Genomic DNA, 14,983 nt, shown 5'->3' with positions numbered 1-14,983 from the left:
GATTATCGTTAGGACGCTACAGGTTAGATCGTAACCAGTCCGCGCACACCCTCGCTTTCCATATTTTCTCCACGGCCCTGCTGCACGATCTCGCCCCGGGACATCACCAGGTACTGATCGGCCAGTTCGGCGGCGAAATCGTAGAACTGTTCCACCAGCAGAATCGCCATGTCGCCCCGGGCCGCGAGCTTCTTGATCACTGCGCCGATTTCCTTGATCACCGACGGCTGGATGCCCTCGGTGGGCTCGTCGAGAATCAGCAGGCGCGGGCGGCTGGCCAGTGCGCGGCCGATGGCGAGCTGTTGTTGCTGACCGCCGGACAGGTCGCCGCCGCGGCGCTGTTTCATTTGCAGCAGCACCGGGAACAGTTCGTAGATGAATGCCGGAACTTCTTTGGCTTCGCTGCCGGGAAAACGCGACAGGCCCATCAGCAGGTTTTCTTCCACGGTCAGCCGGCCGAAAATTTCCCGGCCCTGCGGCACGTAGGCGATCCCGGCGTGTACCCGTTGATGCGGCTTGTACGTGGTGATCGGTTTACCTTCCCAGTTCACCGCGCCTTCCTTGGCCGGTAGCAGGCCCATCAGGCATTTGAGCAGCGTGGTCTTGCCCACGCCGTTGCGGCCGAGCAGGCAGGTCACTTCGCCGACCTTCACGTCAAAGCTCAGGCCGCGCAGGATGTGGCTACCGCCGTAGTACTGATGAAGTTTTTCGACTTGCAGCATGTTGGAATTCCTCTTCAGCGCCCGAGATAGACTTCGATCACGCGCTCGTTGTCCTGCACCTGTTCCAGCGATCCTTCGGCCAGCACGCTGCCCTGATGCAACACGGTGACGTGGTCGGCAATCGAGCCGACGAAGCCCATGTCGTGTTCCACCACCATCAGCGAATGCTTGCCCGCCAGCGACTTGAACAGCTCGGCGGTGAACTCGGTTTCGGCGTCGGTCATGCCGGCCACCGGTTCGTCGAGCAGCAGCAATTGCGGGTCCTGCATCAGCAGCATGCCGATTTCCAGAAACTGTTTCTGCCCGTGGGACAGCAACCCCGCCGGGCGATTGACCGAGGTGGTCAGGCGAATGGTGTCGAGCACTTCGCTGATCCGGTCTTTCTGCTCGCCGCTCAACTTCGCCCGCAGACTGGCCCACACCGACTTGTCGGTTTTCTGCGCCAGCTCCAGGTTCTCGAACACGCTCAACGCTTCGAACACCGTCGGTTTCTGGAACTTGCGACCGATGCCGGCCTGGGCGATCTGCACTTCGCTCATCTGCGTCAGGTCGAGGGTTTCGCCGAACCACGCCTTGCCGTGGCTCGGCCGGGTCTTGCCGGTGATCACGTCCATCAGCGTGGTCTTGCCCGCGCCGTTGGGGCCGATGATGCAGCGCAGTTCGCCGACGCCGATGTACAGGTTCAGAGCGTTCAGCGCCCGGAAGCCGTCGAAGCTGACGCTGATGTCTTCCAGGGTCAGGATCGTGCCGTGACGGGTGTTCAGCCCAGGCTCCACACGCTGGCCGAGACCGAGGGCATCACGGCTGGTGCCGGCGTCCTTGTTCGGTTCCAGCGGCGGGAAGAAGGCCGGTTCCAGCATGAATTCAGCGCTCGCCGTGACTCTCATGATTCACCTCGTTTCTTCAGCAGACCGATCACGCCTTTGGGCAGGTACAACGTCACGACGATGAACAGCGCGCCGAGGAAGAACAGCCAATACTCGGGGAACGCCACGGTGAACCAGCTCTTCATGCCGTTGACCACGCCGGCGCCGAGCAGCGGGCCGATCAGCGTGCCGCGTCCGCCAAGGGCCACCCACACGGCGGCTTCGATCGAGTTGGTCGGCGACATTTCACTCGGGTTGATGATCCCAACTTGCGGCACGTACAGCGCACCGGCCAGACCACACAACACCGCGCTCAACACCCAGACGAACAGCTTGAAGCCGCGCGGGTCGTAGCCGCAGAACATGAGGCGATTCTCCGCATCGCGCAGGGCAGTCAGCACCCGGCCGAACTTGCTGCGGGCCAGGCGCCAGCCGATGAGCAGGCTCGCCACCAGCAACAGCACCGTCGCCAGAAACAGCACCGCACGAGTGCCGGGTTCGGTGATGCCGAAACCGAGGATCGTGCGGAAATTGGTGAAGCCGTTGTTGCCGCCAAAGCCGGTCTCGTTGCGGAAAAACAGCAGCATCCCGGCGAACGTCAGGGCCTGGGTCATGATCGAGAAATACACGCCCTTGATCCGCGAACGGAAGGCGAAGAAACCGAACACCAGCGCCAGCAATCCGGGCGCCAGCACCACAAGGCACATCGCCCATAGGAAGTTGCCGGTGCCGCTCCAGTACCACGGCAACTCGGTCCACGACAGGAAGGTCATGAACGCCGGCAAGCCGTCACCGGCGGCCTGACGCATCAGGTACATGCCCATCGCGTAACCGCCGAGGGCGAAGAACAGACCGTGGCCCAGCGACAACAGACCTGCGTAACCCCAGACCAGATCCAGCGCCAGGGCGACGATGGCGTAGCAGAGAATCTTGCCGACCAGCGTCAGGGTGTAGGCCGAGACGTGCAGCGCACTGTCCGAGGGCAACAGCGACAGCAGCGGCAGGGCGATCAGTAGCGCTAGGACCACCGCGCCGATGACGAGGGTGACTTTGGGGCCGGCCTTTTGTGTGGCCGTGACTAGCAGAGGCTGATTCATCAGTCGATCACCCGTCCTTTCAGTGCGAAGAGGCCTTGCGGACGTTTCTGGATGAACAGAATGATCAGCGCGAGGATCAGGATCTTGCCGAGCACCGCACCGATTTGCGGTTCAAGAATCTTGTTGGCGATGCCCAGGCCGAACGCGGCGAACACGCTACCGGCCAGTTGCCCGACGCCGCCGAGCACCACCACCAGGAACGAGTCGATGATGTAGCTCTGGCCGAGGTCCGGGCCGACGTTGCCGATCTGGCTCAGGGCTACGCCACCGAGCCCGGCAATGCCCGAGCCGAGGCCGAAGGCGAGCATGTCGACGCGCCCGGTGGGCACGCCGCAGCAGGCGGCCATGTTGCGGTTCTGGGTGACGGCGCGCACGTTCAGACCGAGGCGTGTCTTGTTCAGCAGCAGCCAGGTCAGCACCACCACGAACAACGCAAAAGCGATGATCACGATGCGGTTGTACGGCAGCACCAGATTCGGCAACACCTGAATCCCGCCGGACAGCCACGCCGGGTTCGCCACTTCAACGTTCTGCGCACCGAACACCAGACGCACCAGTTGAATCAGCATCAGGCTGATGCCCCAGGTCGCGAGCAGGGTTTCCAGTGGGCGGCCGTAGAGGTGACGGATCACCGTGCGCTCCAGGGCCATGCCGATGGCGGCGGTGACGAAGAACGCCACCGGCAGCGCGATCAGCGGATAGAACTCGATGGCCTGCGGTGCGTAGCGCTGGAACATCAACTGCACGACGTAGGTCGAGTAGGCGCCGAGCATCAGCATCTCGCCGTGGGCCATGTTGATCACACCCAGCAGGCCGAAGGTGATCGCCAGACCGAGTGCCGCGAGTAGCAGAATCGAACCGAGGGACATGCCGCTGAAGGCCTGGCCGAGCAGTTCGCCGATCAGCAGTTTGCGTTTGACCTGGGCGAGGCTGGTTTCGGCGGCGGTGCGCACATTGGCATCGGTTTCGACGCCGGGTTCGAGCAGGCCTTCGAGGCGAGTGCGGGCCAGCGGGTCGCCGGTTTCACCGAGCAGACGCACGGCCGCGAGACGCACCGCCGGGTCCGTGTCGACCAGTTGCAGGTTGGCCAGCGCCAGGCTCAGGGCGGCATGGACGTTTTCATCTTGTTCGCCAGCCAGTTGCCGGTCGAGGAATTTCAGCTGCGCCGGTTTGGCGCTTTTCTGCAATTGCTGCGCGGCGGTCAGACGGGTTTTGGCGTCGGCGGCGAGCAATTGGTGGCTGGCCAGAGCGGTGTCGATCAGACCCCGCAGGCGGTTGTTCAGGCGCAGGGTTTTGGGTTGGCCGTCGATGGTCAGTTCGCCTTGTTGCAGGGCGTTGATCAGCTCGATGCGGGCCGGGTCGGGCTGCGCGGCCCAGGCTTCCAGCAGTTTTGCCTGTTGCACGGGGTTGGCGGCGACGAAGTCTTCGGCGTCGCTGGCGTGGGCGGCCATCGGCAGTAAAAATACGAGGGCCAGGATCAAGCGGTAAAGGGCAGTGGGCATGGAGAGTCGCCTTGCTCGGACTATTGTGGGAGCGAGCCTGCTCGCGATAGCGGTGGTTCAGTCACAGTGATGTTGAATGTGCTGCCGTCATCGCGAGCACGCTCGCTCCCACAGGGATTTGTACCCGCCTCAAGTATCGAGACGGGCATCCAATGGCTCAGTTGCTCTTGACCGCATACTCCGGCTTCTTGTCATTCCCCGGAATGAACGGGCTCCACGGCTGCGCACGAATCGGCCCTTCGGTCTGCCACACCACGTTGAACTGACCGTCGGCCTGGATCTCGCCGATCATCACGGGTTTGTGCAGGTGGTGATTGGTCTTGTCCATGGTCAGGGTGTAGCCGGACGGCGCGGCGAAGGTCTGGCCGCCGAGGGCTTCGCGGACCTTGTCGACGTCGGTGGACTTGGCTTTCTCCGCCGCCTGCGCCCACATGTGGATGCCGACGTAAGTGGCTTCCATCGGGTCGTTGGTCACGGCCTTGTCGGCGCCCGGCAGGTTGTGTTTCTTCGCGTAGGCTTTCCAGTCATCGACGAACTTCTTGTTCACCGGGTTTTCCACCGACTCGAAGTAGTTCCACGCCGCGAGGTTGCCCACCAGCGGTTTGGTGTCGATGCCGCGCAGCTCTTCTTCGCCCACCGAGAACGCCACCACCGGTACGTCGGTGGCCTTCAGGCCCTGGTTGGCCAGCTCTTTGTAGAACGGCACGTTGGAGTCGCCATTCACGGTGGAGATCACCGCAGTCTTGCCGCCGGCCGAGAATTTTTTGATGTTGGCGACGATGGTTTGATAGTCGCTGTGGCCGAACGGGGTGTAGACCTCTTCGATGTCCTTGTCCGCTATGCCTTTGGAATGCAGGAACGAACGCAGGATCTTGTTGGTGGTGCGCGGGTAGACGTAATCGGTGCCGAGCAGGAAGTAGCGCTTGGCGCCGCCACCTTCTTCGCTCATCAGGTATTCAACCGCCGGGATCGCCTGCTGGTTCGGCGCGGCGCCGGTGTAGAACACGTTCGGCGACATTTCTTCGCCTTCATATTGCACCGGGTAGAACAGCAGGCCGTTGAGTTCTTCGAACACCGGCAGCACCGATTTGCGCGACACCGAGGTCCAGCAACCGAACACCACCGCGACCTTGTCCTGGGTCAGCAACTGGCGGCCCTTTTCCGCGAACAGCGGCCAGTTCGACGCCGGGTCGACCACCACCGGTTCAAGCATCTTGCCATTCACCCCGCCCTTGGCGTTGATCTCGTCGATGGTCATCAACGCCATGTCCTTGAGCGATGTTTCGGAGATCGCCATGGTGCCGGACAACGAATGCAGAATCCCGACCTTGATGGTCTCGGCGGCCTGTACCGTCCAGGTCATGCCCATCGCGGCAATGGATGCCGTGAGTGTGAAAGCCTTGATCAAACTGCGACGCTTCATTGTGCGATCTCCACGAACGTTAAAGTTTTTTATGGTTGGCAGATGCGAACGACTGAAGGCTGTTTTGCAAGGGCTGTGCCCGGTCGGGATCGGGCAGGGAAATGTCGGTTTAGAGCGGTTGCGCGCAGATCCGGCGCACCATGAAGGGACGTGTTGCAGGCAAGGGTGCAGCGGGGTGCGCCAGATTGGGGCGCGACCCCGAGGGTTCAGCGGCGGCGCATCAGGCCGATGAAGAACAATCCGCCGAGGGCAGCGGTGGCAACACCAATGGGCAAGTCTTCGGGGGCGATCAGCGTGCGTGCGGCGACGTCCACCCAGACGAGGAAAACGCTGCCGAGCAACACGCACACCGGCAGCAGGCGTCGATGTTCTGCACCGATCAGGCGCCGGGCAATGTGCGGCACCATTAACCCGACAAAACCGATGGAGCCGCTGATCGACACCAGCACTCCAGTCATCAGCGAGGCGATCACGAACACCCGCAGGCGCACCGACCGGGCATTCAGGCCAAGGGTGACCGCAGTATGTTCGCCGGCCATCAAGGCGTTCAGCGGACGGGCCATGCCCAGCAGCAGAATCAGCCCGAGCAACACGCAGAGCGCCGGCACCGCCAACAACTCCCAGCGCGCCAGACCGAGGCCGCCGAGCATCCAGAACATCACCGCCGAACTCGCCCGGTGATCGCCCATGAACAGCAGCAGATTGGCGATCGCCATCATCACGAACGACACCGCCACGCCACATAGCAGCAGGCGATCACTGTCCAGTCGGCCGTGACGGTTGGCGATGCCCAGCACCAGAAACATGCTCAACAACGCGCCGATGAACGCGGCAATCGGCAAGGTCAGCAGACCGACGATTTCACCGACGTGCAGCACCACGATCACTGCACCGAGGGTCGCACCGGAAGTGACACCGAGCAGATGCGGATCGGCCAGCGGATTGCGCGTGACCGCTTGCAGCACCGCGCCGATCAACGCCAGTCCAGCCCCAACCAGCGCACCGAGCAACATGCGCGGCACGCGGATCAGCCAGACGATGTGCTCCTGGCCGGCGCTCCAGTCCGGCACGCCGAGGCCGAACAACTTGTGCAGCAGAATCCGCCACACAATGTCCACCGGCACCCGCGCTGGGCCGAAGCCCAGCGACACCACGCACGACACCAGCAGCACCGCGCCGAGGGCAATCAGCAGCCAGCCGTAACGACGATTGATCATTCGCCGTGGAACCCTTTGGCCAGAGTTTTAACCGCCAGCACGTTGTCGATCCCCGGCGTGGCCTGCACGTAAGGGATGACAATAAAGCGCTGGTTCTTGATCGCGTCCACCGACTGCAGGGACTTGTTCTTCAACAGGAATTCGATCTTCTGCTCGGCGGTGATTTCGCTGTAGTCGACGATGACGATCACCTGCGGGTTGCGCTCGACCACGGTTTCCCAGTTGACCCGGGTCCAGCTCGCATCGACGTCGTCGAGAATATTGCGCCCGCCGGCGGCGTCGATCAGCGCTTGCGGCATGCCGAGGCGGCCGGAAGTCATGGCGCGGTCCTCGCCGCTGTCGTACAGGAACACTCGGGGTTTTTCGGCGGGCAGGTCTTTGCGGATTTCCGCGACCTGGCTTTGCATGTCGGCGATCAACGCGTCGGCGCGGTCCTGCACGTCGAAGATCTTTCCGAGGTTGCGCAGGTCGTTGTAGGTGTCGTCCAGCGTGGCGGCCGGGCGCTTCATCACGAAGGCACAGGACTCGGTCAGTTCATAGACATTGATGCCCAGCGGTTGCAGGGTCTGCGGCGTGAGATTGCCACCGACGCGCATGCCGTAATCCCAGCCGGCGAAGAAGAAATCGACATTGGCGTTGAGCAACGTTTCCACCGACGGGTATTTGGCTGCCAGCTCCGGCAGGCCATCGAGCAGCGACTGCATTTCCGGCGTCACCGACTTCCAGCCACTGACGCCGCTGTAGCCGGCCATCTTCGACTTGAGACCTAGGGCAAGCATCATCTGGGTCATGTTGATGTCGTGGCTGACCGCGTGTTTCGGCGCTTCCTTGAAGGTCACTTCGCGGTTGCAGCTGTGGATTGTCAGCGGGTACTTCGTGGCCTCGGCGAAGGCATGGGTGGTGCCCAGCAGCAGAGCAAGGCAAAGCAGGGAGCGCACAGTCATGGTCGGGTTATCCAGGTGATTCGCGGGTAGCCGTGGAGGGGGTGTGGATCGATCAATGCTTCGACGCCGAACACGTCGCGCAGCAATTCAACAGTGAGCACTTCTTGCGGCGTGCCGCTGGCGACGATGCGACCGTGGTTAATTACATACAACCGGTCACAGAACGCGGCGGCCAGGTTCAGGTCGTGGATGCTCGCCAACGTGCCGATCTGCAAACGCTTGACCAGTTGCAGCAGCTCCAGCTGATAACGCGGGTCGAGGTGGTTGGTCGGCTCGTCGAGGATCAGCAGTTGCGGTTGCTGGGTCAGGGCGCGGGCCAGGATCACCCGCTGTTTTTCGCCGCCGGACAGCGTGGCGAACGCGTGATCTTCGAAGCCATCGAGGCCCACGGATTTGAGGGCCTGAGTGGCGAGATTCCGGTCTTCCAGCGTGTCGCCGTCGAACAGGCCTTTGTGCGGCGTGCGGCCCATGGCGACAACTTCTTCGACGGTCAGACCGAAGGCGTCGGGGAATTCCTGCAGAACCACTGCGATGCGTTGCGCGCACCAGCGTGAGGATTGCTTCCAGACGTTGTGGTGCTCGAGTCTGACCTCACCGTGCTCCGGCTGACTGAAACGGTAGGCGCAGCGCAACAGGCTGGTCTTGCCACTGCCATTGGGCCCGATCAGCCCGACGAACTCACCGGCGGCCACTTGCAACGAAGCGTCACGCAGCTGGAACTGGTGATGGCAGTGGTCGTGGCCCAAGGGGGACCATCTCAGGTGGGTGAGGGTCAGGGAGGTCATTTCGTTCCTGTTCTAGAAGGTGTAGTCAGCCGTGACAAAGAACGAACGAGGCTCACCCAGAATCCACTGCTGCCCCTCATTGTATTGGCTTTGCGCGTACGTCCGGTCAAACAGATTGTTCACCTGCAAGCCCAGCGTGGTGTTGCGCAGGGCTTTCCACGACAGCGTCGCATCGACCACGGTGTAGCTCGGCAGTTCGTTGCGGTTGGCCATGTCGGCGTAGCGCGCATCGACATAACGTACGCCGGTGCCGGCTTTCAGGTCATCGGTCAGCGCCTTGCTCAGCCACAGGTTGGCGGTGCGGCGTGGCACGTCCACCGGGCGATTGCCATTGCGCGACACCGGTACGCCGCCGACCACCTCCTCGAAATCGTCGTACTTGGCTTTGACGATGGCGGCGTTGGCTTGCAGTTGCCAGGCGTTCGGCAGTTGCAGATCAAGGCTGGCTTCCAGGCCGTTCGACGATTGCTGGCCGACCTGCTGCTTGAGCGTCGGGTTGCCCGGATCGTCGGTCAGCAGCTTCTTCTTCACGATGCGATACGCCGCCAGGGTGAACTCGCCGCGTTGATCCCAGAACAGCTGCTTCAGGCCGATCTCGGTTTGCCGCGCGGTGGACAGGTCGTACTGCTGCTGGCTCAGGCTCAGGGAAATCAGGCCGCCGATGCCGTCGGTGCTGGTGGCGACCTGGCCGTAGAACGAAGTGTCCTGGGTCAGCGCAAACACCAGACCGGCCTTCCAGTTGTTGCCGGTCAGGGTCTTGTCGCTCTGGCTGCCGTCGACCAGATTGGTGCGATCCACGTGCACATAGTCGCGGCGCACACCGGTCACCAGCGACCAGCGTTCGCTCAGCTGCGTGCGGTTTTCGGCGAACACCGACATCTGTCTGGTGGTGCTGTCGAACTGGTCGCGATACGGGTTGGCACTCTCGAAGTAACCGGTTTGCGGGTGGTACAGATCCAGCGGCTGGCCATTCGGCAACAGGTCGTTGAACGGCGAGTTGCTGTCGAGCTGAAAACGGATGCGGTTGTAATCAACGCCGGTCACAGTCTGGCTGTCGAGGCCGAACAACGAATGCTTGAAGGTGAAGGTCTGGCGATCGCCGACCTGCTCCTGTTTGTGACCGATGCCGAAGTAGCCGCTGCGGCTGAGCTGTTGGCTGTCGGCGTCGAAATTGTAGTTCTCGGCGTTCTGCCAGCGGCGCTGGGCCTTGAGGTAATACAGCTCGTTGCTGGCGCTGACTGCATCGTTGATCTGCCAATCCGTGGTCAGGCGCGTCCATTGATCGTTGTAGTGCTGCTTGTCGTTGCGCACGTTGTAGTTCTTGTTGCGCAGGCTGTCCTTCAACTGGCCGTTGATCAGTGGCGTACCGAAGTAGTTCTGCGGGCGCTGATCGCCGTAATCGTGAGCCAGGGTGAAGGCCAGATCGTCGGTAGCCTGCCAGCGCAGGGCGGCGCTGATGAAATCGCTGGACGAGTCTCCGCGATCGACCCAGCCGTTGCTGCGCAGTCGATTGAGGTTGAGGCGATAGCTCAGGGTGTCGGTCAGCGAACCGCCGCTATCGAACGCCTGTTGCTGGCGGTCGTACGAGCCGTAGCCGACGCGCACGTGGTTTTCGATTTCGCCTTCGAACGGCTTTTTCGGGATCACGTTGACCACCGCACCGGTCGCGCCTTCGCCGTACAGCACCGAGGCCGGACCGCGCAGCACGTCGACGCGCTCCACCGACCAGGTGTCGACCGGGAAGGTCACGGTGCCCATGCCGGTGTACATGCGGTTGCCGTCATACAACTGCATCACCGAACTCTGCCCGGTAAATCCCCGGGCCTGCAACGAAGTGCCGCCATCGCCCGGCGTGCCGGTGCGGCTGATGCCGGTGCTGCGCGACACCGCGTCCTGCACGCTGCGATCACCACGGGCGCGGACCTGCTCGCCGCTGAGGCTTTCGACGCTGGCCGGAGTTTCCATGGCGCTGAGGTTCAGGCGCGAGCCGGCGCTGGTCGGCGTGGTCAGGCTGACGTTCTGGTCGTCATTGGCCAGGGCGGTGATGGTGCCGGTGGGCAACGTCAGCGGCGCGCTGTCGGCATGGGCGCTGTTGTTCAGGGCGAACAGACAGAGGCTGGACAAGAGGTACTTGTTCATCGGGGCGGTGGATCACTTCTTCAAATGAAAAGCCCGCAGGCTCATGACCATGCATGGCTGCGGGCAGAGCAGCAATTAGTGTTATACAGTAACACTAAAAATTGCCGGAGTTTAAGCCCCGGCAGTTTAAAGATCTGTCTAGGTCGCGCATCTCGCCTGTTTCATGATGAAGTTGAGGCAGATTCAGTTTGCCGGCCCAGACGCGACAACAGCAGCCGATCCAGCAACCACACCACCACCAGTGAAGCCCCCACCAGCGGAAACACCACCGCCAGCACCAGCATGATCGCCACCCCGGTTTTCCACTTCGGCAGATCGTGACGCAGCGGCGGAACGCCGAACTTGCCCTGTGGCCGGCGCTTCCACCAGATCACCACGCCGCTGACGGCGCTGAGCAGGATCATCAGGCAGATCAGCAGCACGATGATCTGGTTGAAGGTGCCGAACATCTTGCCTTCGTGGAGCATCACGCCGATTTCCGTTGCCCGGGCCACGGCGCCGTAGTGCTCGAATCGGACGTCGGCCAACACCTTGCCGGTGTACTGATCGACATGCAGCGTGGCATCGTTGCGCGGGTCGTCGGCGAACACCGCGATGGTGAACACGCCGGTGGCGGTGGTCGGCATCGTGATGCTGTAGCCGGGCTCGACCTTGCGCTCGACGGCGATGTTCTGCACATCCTGCAGGCTGATGGCCGGCGCGGCGGGGCCGTGTTGCATGCCGCCGTGAGCCATGTGTTCGGCGTGGTCCCCGGACATCGGCATCGGGGTGTTCTCCATCGCCCACGGTACGGTCTGGCGAGCGGCGTTGTTGAGGCTGCCGGCCTCGACGTCGGAGGCCGGCACGTTATTCCACATCGCCGCCGGAAATACGTTCCACACCTGGGCGTATTGCTTGCCCCAGAAACCGGTCCAGGTCATGCCGCTGAGTAACATCACCAGCAGCAACGCCGCGCCCCAGAATCCGGTAACCGCATGCAGATCACGCCACAGTACACGACCGCGCCTGTTCAGCCGTGGCCACAGAATCCCAGCGGCCTGACCGCGCGGCCACCACAGGAAAACCCCGGACACCACCAGCACCACGCCCCAGCCGGCGGCCAGTTCGATCAGTCGGTCACCGACGGTGCCGATCATCAGTTCGCCGTGGATGGCCCGGGCGAGCGCTTGCAGGTTCTGCTTGGCATCCTGCTCGCCGAGGATGTCGCCGTGGTACGGATCGACAAACACGTTCAGCTCATGGCCGGCATTCTTCACCACGAATTGCGCACTGCGCTCGGCGTTCGCGGGTGGCAGGTACTGGGTGACCTGTCCCTGTGGATAAGCGCTTTTGACCTTTTGCAGCAGGTCATCGGCCGGCACGGTGTGATGCCCGGCCGGGACGTTCAGCAGGCTGCTGTACATCAGCGAATCGAGCTGCGGTTTGAACAGGTAAATGATGCCGGTCAGGGCCAGCATCACCATGAAAGGCGCGACGAACAATCCGGCATAGAAATGCCAACGCCAGGCCAGGTTGTAGAAATTCGGTTTGGGCTGTTTCATCACGAGTGCTCCGCTTGGCTTGGATCTTCTAGTTGTCTGTTGTCACTCGCTCCCCCAAGGGGAGCGAGTGCCCTTGAGGGTTAGAAACTCATGTCCACCTTGGTCCAGAGCGTGCGCCCCGGCTCATTGATGGCTTGCGGGTCGTTGGCCGGGTAGCCGAACCCGGCGTTGCCCGCCAGGTTGAGGTGTTCGGCGTAAGCCTTGCCGAACAGGTTGTCGACGCCGGTACTGACCTTCCAGTTCTTGTTGATCCGGTAGGCACCGTTGAGCGAGAACACGCCGAAGCCCGAACTCTTGTCGTAATCCTTGCCGACCACGTTGCCCTTGTTCTGGTCGATCCGATTTTGCGCGGCAACCACTCTCCACAGTGCGCCTGCGCTCCAGTTGTCTTCGCTGTAGGTCAGGCCGAAACGTGCATCCAGCGGCGGCATCTGCGGCAGGGCCTTGCCGTCGCTGCTGTTCTTGCCCCAGGCGTAGGCCAGGGTCGCATCGGCTTTCCAGTTGTCGGTGAGCTTGTAGGCGGCACCAAGTTCACCGCCCATGATCCGCGCGTCGATGTTCTCGGCGCGAGAGGTGCTCATGCCCATCATCGTCGGGGTGTAGTCGAACAGGATGTAGTCGCGCACCACGCCGATGTAGCCCGAGGCCCAGGCTTCGAGGTCGGCGTCCTTGTAGTTCACGCCGAAGTCGAGTTGGGTGGTCTTTTCCGGTTTGATCGAATCGAACGCATTGACCGAACCCGCCGGGCCGGACTTGGGCGAAAACAGCTCCCAGTAATCCGGGAATCGTTGTGAGTGACCGAGGCCGGCGTAGAGCGTGGTCGGACTGTCGGCCAGGTCATGCTCGTAACGCACGAAGCCGCTTGGCAGGGTGTCGGCGCGGGTATCGCCGGCGGTCGGATTCGGCCGGGACATCATTCCCGATCCGGTGGTCTGCCGGAAATCCCTGGCCGAGGCGCGGTCGACCCGGGCACCAGTGATCAGCCGGTCGCGGTCGGCGGCGTACCAGGTCATTTCGCTGAACACGCCGTAGTTATGGAAATCGGCGTCCTTGGTGTACGGCTGATCCTTGTAAGTATCGATGCCCATGCCGCTGCGCTGACGGTGTTCGTTGGTCTGCGCATCGAGGCCGGTGATCAGCTGGATATCGGCCCAGCGCCAGGTAGCCTTGATCCGCGCGCCGAGGGTGCGACGGTCGACGTTGGACGCCATGGGGCCTGCCATCATCCCGGTGCCGGACGGCGTGCGCAGGGTGTAGTTGTCCATCACGTGGTCGGCGTAGTTGTAGTAGACCTGGGCTTCGAGCTTCTCCAGCACGTCGGTGATGTTGGATTTCTCGAAACGCAAGCCGAGGCTTTCCCGCAAGAACTGCGAGCCGTCCATGCCGCGTCCGGCGTAGCGTGCTTCGCCGTCACCCTTGCCGGCGGTGAGTTCGATCAGGGTGTCGGCGTCCGGGGTCCAGCCCAGCGCCACGTCACCGTTCCACTTGTCATAGCGCGAGGCGACGGTGTCGTTGTTGCCGTCGCGGTAGTCGTCGGAATGTGCGGTGTTGCCGATCACCCGCACGTAGCCCAGCGGTCCACCGGCAGCGGCATCGACGACTTTGTCGAAGCGTCCGTTGGAGCCCGCCAGCACGCTGGCATTCACGCGGGTGCCGAGTTCGCCGAAGCTTTCCGGTTCGCGGTCGAACAGGACTGTGCCGGCCGAGGCGCCCGGTCCGTAGAGCACGGTTTGCGGGCCTTTGATCACGGTGAGTTTGTCGTAGGTCTCGGGCGAGATGTATGAGGTTGGCGCGTCCATCCGGCCGGGGCAGGCGCCGAGCATCATGCTGCCGTTGGTGAGGATGTTCAGGCGCGAACCGAACATGCCGCGCAGTACCGGATCACCGTTGGTGCCGCCGTTGCGCACCAGGGCGAAGCCGGGAATGGTCTTCAGGTAGTCGCCGCCATCGCTGGCCGGCACCGGTTGGCGCGGGTCTTTCGGGTTGGTGACGATGGTCAGCGGCGAACTCGGGGCGATGGCGGTGATCACCGTCGGGCTCAGTTCTTCAGCGTGGCCGGCATGTTCATCGGCGTGGACCAGCGGGGACAGCAGGACGCCGCAAAGGACGGCGGTAGCGTGCCTGAAACGGATGCGCGATTCGTTCAGGGCGAAGGACGCCGGGGCAGAACCCGAGCGTGGGACAGCAGAAAACCTGGACATGACAATTTCCATCAAACAGTCGTAAACGACACGGCCGGCAGCCTGAAGCTGTCTTCTCAACCGTGTGCAATCAGAGGTGGGTGTTTACGCTGCGACGGGCGGGGCGCGGGTGCGGGCGCCGGGGAAGAAGGTCTGCCGGGCATGGCCCAGACGCGGGGAGGGCGGGGTGAAGGTATTGATGTGGGCGATGCTGAACGTGGCAAAAGTGCCGCCACCGGTCAGCGCCGGGCAGTTGAACAGCAGGCTGCAATAGCCGCACTTTTCCCACAGCACATGGTGCGAGGATTGCGGCGGGCAGTGTTCGGCCGAGGGTTTCGCTTCATGCGCGGAATGATCCATGCCCGCCATGGCCATCGACATGTCCATGGGCATGGAAGGCGAGGCGTGCTGATCCATCGGCATCGACTGAGAAATCAGCGGGCCGATGAAGATCATCAACATGGCGAACAGGGCGATCCAGCTGCCGCGTGTCAGGTGTTCGGTCTGACGGCGTTGCATGGATGCCCTGGCGCTGCGCGGGCGCACGGGCGGAGTCTGCCGGAACGG

At 62.7% G+C, this 14,983-nt stretch carries 12 protein-coding genes; all 12 read right to left on the bottom strand.

Annotation, left to right across the window (positions count from 1 at the left end; translation table 11 throughout):
* Window positions 1–23 precede the first annotated feature (23 nt).
* Window positions 24–722 (bottom strand): urea ABC transporter ATP-binding subunit UrtE, encoded by a 699-nt coding sequence (urtE, locus tag M5B44_RS05495; protein ID WP_248738489.1) that lies wholly within the window; start codon window positions 720–722, stop codon window positions 24–26.
* 14 nt (window positions 723–736) lie between these two features.
* Window positions 737–1,609 (bottom strand): urea ABC transporter ATP-binding protein UrtD, encoded by an 873-nt coding sequence (urtD, locus tag M5B44_RS05490; protein WP_248738488.1) that lies wholly within the window; start codon window positions 1,607–1,609, stop codon window positions 737–739.
* Entirely contained in the window at window positions 1,606–2,685 is a 1,080-nt protein-coding gene (gene urtC, locus M5B44_RS05485) for an urea ABC transporter permease subunit UrtC (protein WP_248738487.1), read from the bottom strand. Before urtC ends, urtD begins: the two co-directional genes overlap by 4 nt.
* Window positions 2,685–4,187 carry an urea ABC transporter permease subunit UrtB gene (urtB, locus tag M5B44_RS05480; protein ID WP_248738486.1) on the bottom strand — a complete coding sequence of 501 codons (1,503 nt, stop codon included), beginning with the start codon at window positions 4,185–4,187 and terminating at the stop codon, window positions 2,685–2,687. The genes urtC and urtB overlap by 1 nt, the downstream gene beginning before the upstream one ends.
* Window positions 4,188–4,344: 157 nt before the next feature.
* Complete coding sequence (gene urtA, locus M5B44_RS05475; RefSeq protein ID WP_248738485.1) at window positions 4,345–5,610, bottom strand: urea ABC transporter substrate-binding protein; 1,266 nt, start codon at window positions 5,608–5,610, stop codon at window positions 4,345–4,347.
* Window positions 5,611–5,816: 206 nt separating this feature from the next.
* Entirely contained in the window at window positions 5,817–6,827 is a 1,011-nt protein-coding gene (locus M5B44_RS05470; RefSeq protein WP_248738484.1) for a FecCD family ABC transporter permease, read from the bottom strand.
* Window positions 6,824–7,771, bottom strand: a complete 948-nt coding sequence (locus M5B44_RS05465) for an ABC transporter substrate-binding protein (RefSeq protein ID WP_248738483.1) — start codon at window positions 7,769–7,771, stop codon at window positions 6,824–6,826. Before M5B44_RS05465 ends, M5B44_RS05470 begins: the two co-directional genes overlap by 4 nt.
* Window positions 7,768–8,556: an ABC transporter ATP-binding protein gene (locus M5B44_RS05460; RefSeq protein ID WP_248738482.1), complete on the bottom strand. Its 789-nt coding sequence runs from the start codon at window positions 8,554–8,556 to the stop codon at window positions 7,768–7,770. Before M5B44_RS05460 ends, M5B44_RS05465 begins: the two co-directional genes overlap by 4 nt.
* Before the next feature lie 12 nt (window positions 8,557–8,568).
* Window positions 8,569–10,695 carry a TonB-dependent receptor gene (locus tag M5B44_RS05455; protein WP_248738481.1) on the bottom strand — a complete coding sequence of 709 codons (2,127 nt, stop codon included), beginning with the start codon at window positions 10,693–10,695 and terminating at the stop codon, window positions 8,569–8,571.
* A gap of 161 nt (window positions 10,696–10,856) precedes the next feature.
* Window positions 10,857–12,236, bottom strand: coding sequence for a PepSY-associated TM helix domain-containing protein (locus tag M5B44_RS05450; RefSeq protein ID WP_248738480.1), 1,380 nt, complete (start codon window positions 12,234–12,236; stop codon window positions 10,857–10,859).
* Between the two features lie 80 nt (window positions 12,237–12,316).
* Window positions 12,317–14,437: a TonB-dependent copper receptor gene (locus M5B44_RS05445; protein ID WP_248738479.1), complete on the bottom strand. Its 2,121-nt coding sequence runs from the start codon at window positions 14,435–14,437 to the stop codon at window positions 12,317–12,319.
* Window positions 14,438–14,521: 84 nt separating this feature from the next.
* A complete protein-coding gene (locus tag M5B44_RS05440; RefSeq protein WP_248738478.1) occupies window positions 14,522–14,962 on the bottom strand; it encodes a DUF2946 domain-containing protein in 441 nt (146 codons plus the stop codon).
* Window positions 14,963–14,983 lie beyond the last annotated feature (21 nt).

Origin of the sequence: Pseudomonas sp. MWU12-2029 (assembly GCF_023242425.1) — a bacterium.
Taxonomy (GTDB): Bacteria; Pseudomonadota; Gammaproteobacteria; order Pseudomonadales; family Pseudomonadaceae; genus Aquipseudomonas; species Aquipseudomonas kribbensis.
The sequence above is the reverse complement of the archived record's forward strand: the minus strand, read 5'-3'. Positions and strand labels throughout refer to the sequence as shown.

What these genes read in the sequence shown, in the direction of transcription:
- urtE (WP_248738489.1), bottom strand. Translation starts at nt 722, where the DNA reads ATGCTGCAAGTCGAAAAACTTCATCAGTACTACGGCGGTAGCCACATC.
- urtD (WP_248738488.1), bottom strand. Translation starts at nt 1,609, where the DNA reads ATGAGAGTCACGGCGAGCGCTGAATTCATGCTGGAACCGGCCTTCTTC.
- urtC (WP_248738487.1), bottom strand. Translation starts at nt 2,685, where the DNA reads ATGAATCAGCCTCTGCTAGTCACGGCCACACAAAAGGCCGGCCCCAAA.
- urtB (WP_248738486.1), bottom strand. Translation starts at nt 4,187, where the DNA reads ATGCCCACTGCCCTTTACCGCTTGATCCTGGCCCTCGTATTTTTACTG.
- urtA (WP_248738485.1), bottom strand. Translation starts at nt 5,610, where the DNA reads ATGAAGCGTCGCAGTTTGATCAAGGCTTTCACACTCACGGCATCCATT.
- M5B44_RS05470 (WP_248738484.1), bottom strand. Translation starts at nt 6,827, where the DNA reads ATGATCAATCGTCGTTACGGCTGGCTGCTGATTGCCCTCGGCGCGGTG.
- M5B44_RS05465 (WP_248738483.1), bottom strand. Translation starts at nt 7,771, where the DNA reads ATGACTGTGCGCTCCCTGCTTTGCCTTGCTCTGCTGCTGGGCACCACC.
- M5B44_RS05460 (WP_248738482.1), bottom strand. Translation starts at nt 8,556, where the DNA reads ATGACCTCCCTGACCCTCACCCACCTGAGATGGTCCCCCTTGGGCCAC.
- M5B44_RS05455 (WP_248738481.1), bottom strand. Translation starts at nt 10,695, where the DNA reads ATGAACAAGTACCTCTTGTCCAGCCTCTGTCTGTTCGCCCTGAACAAC.
- M5B44_RS05450 (WP_248738480.1), bottom strand. Translation starts at nt 12,236, where the DNA reads ATGAAACAGCCCAAACCGAATTTCTACAACCTGGCCTGGCGTTGGCAT.
- M5B44_RS05445 (WP_248738479.1), bottom strand. Translation starts at nt 14,437, where the DNA reads ATGTCCAGGTTTTCTGCTGTCCCACGCTCGGGTTCTGCCCCGGCGTCC.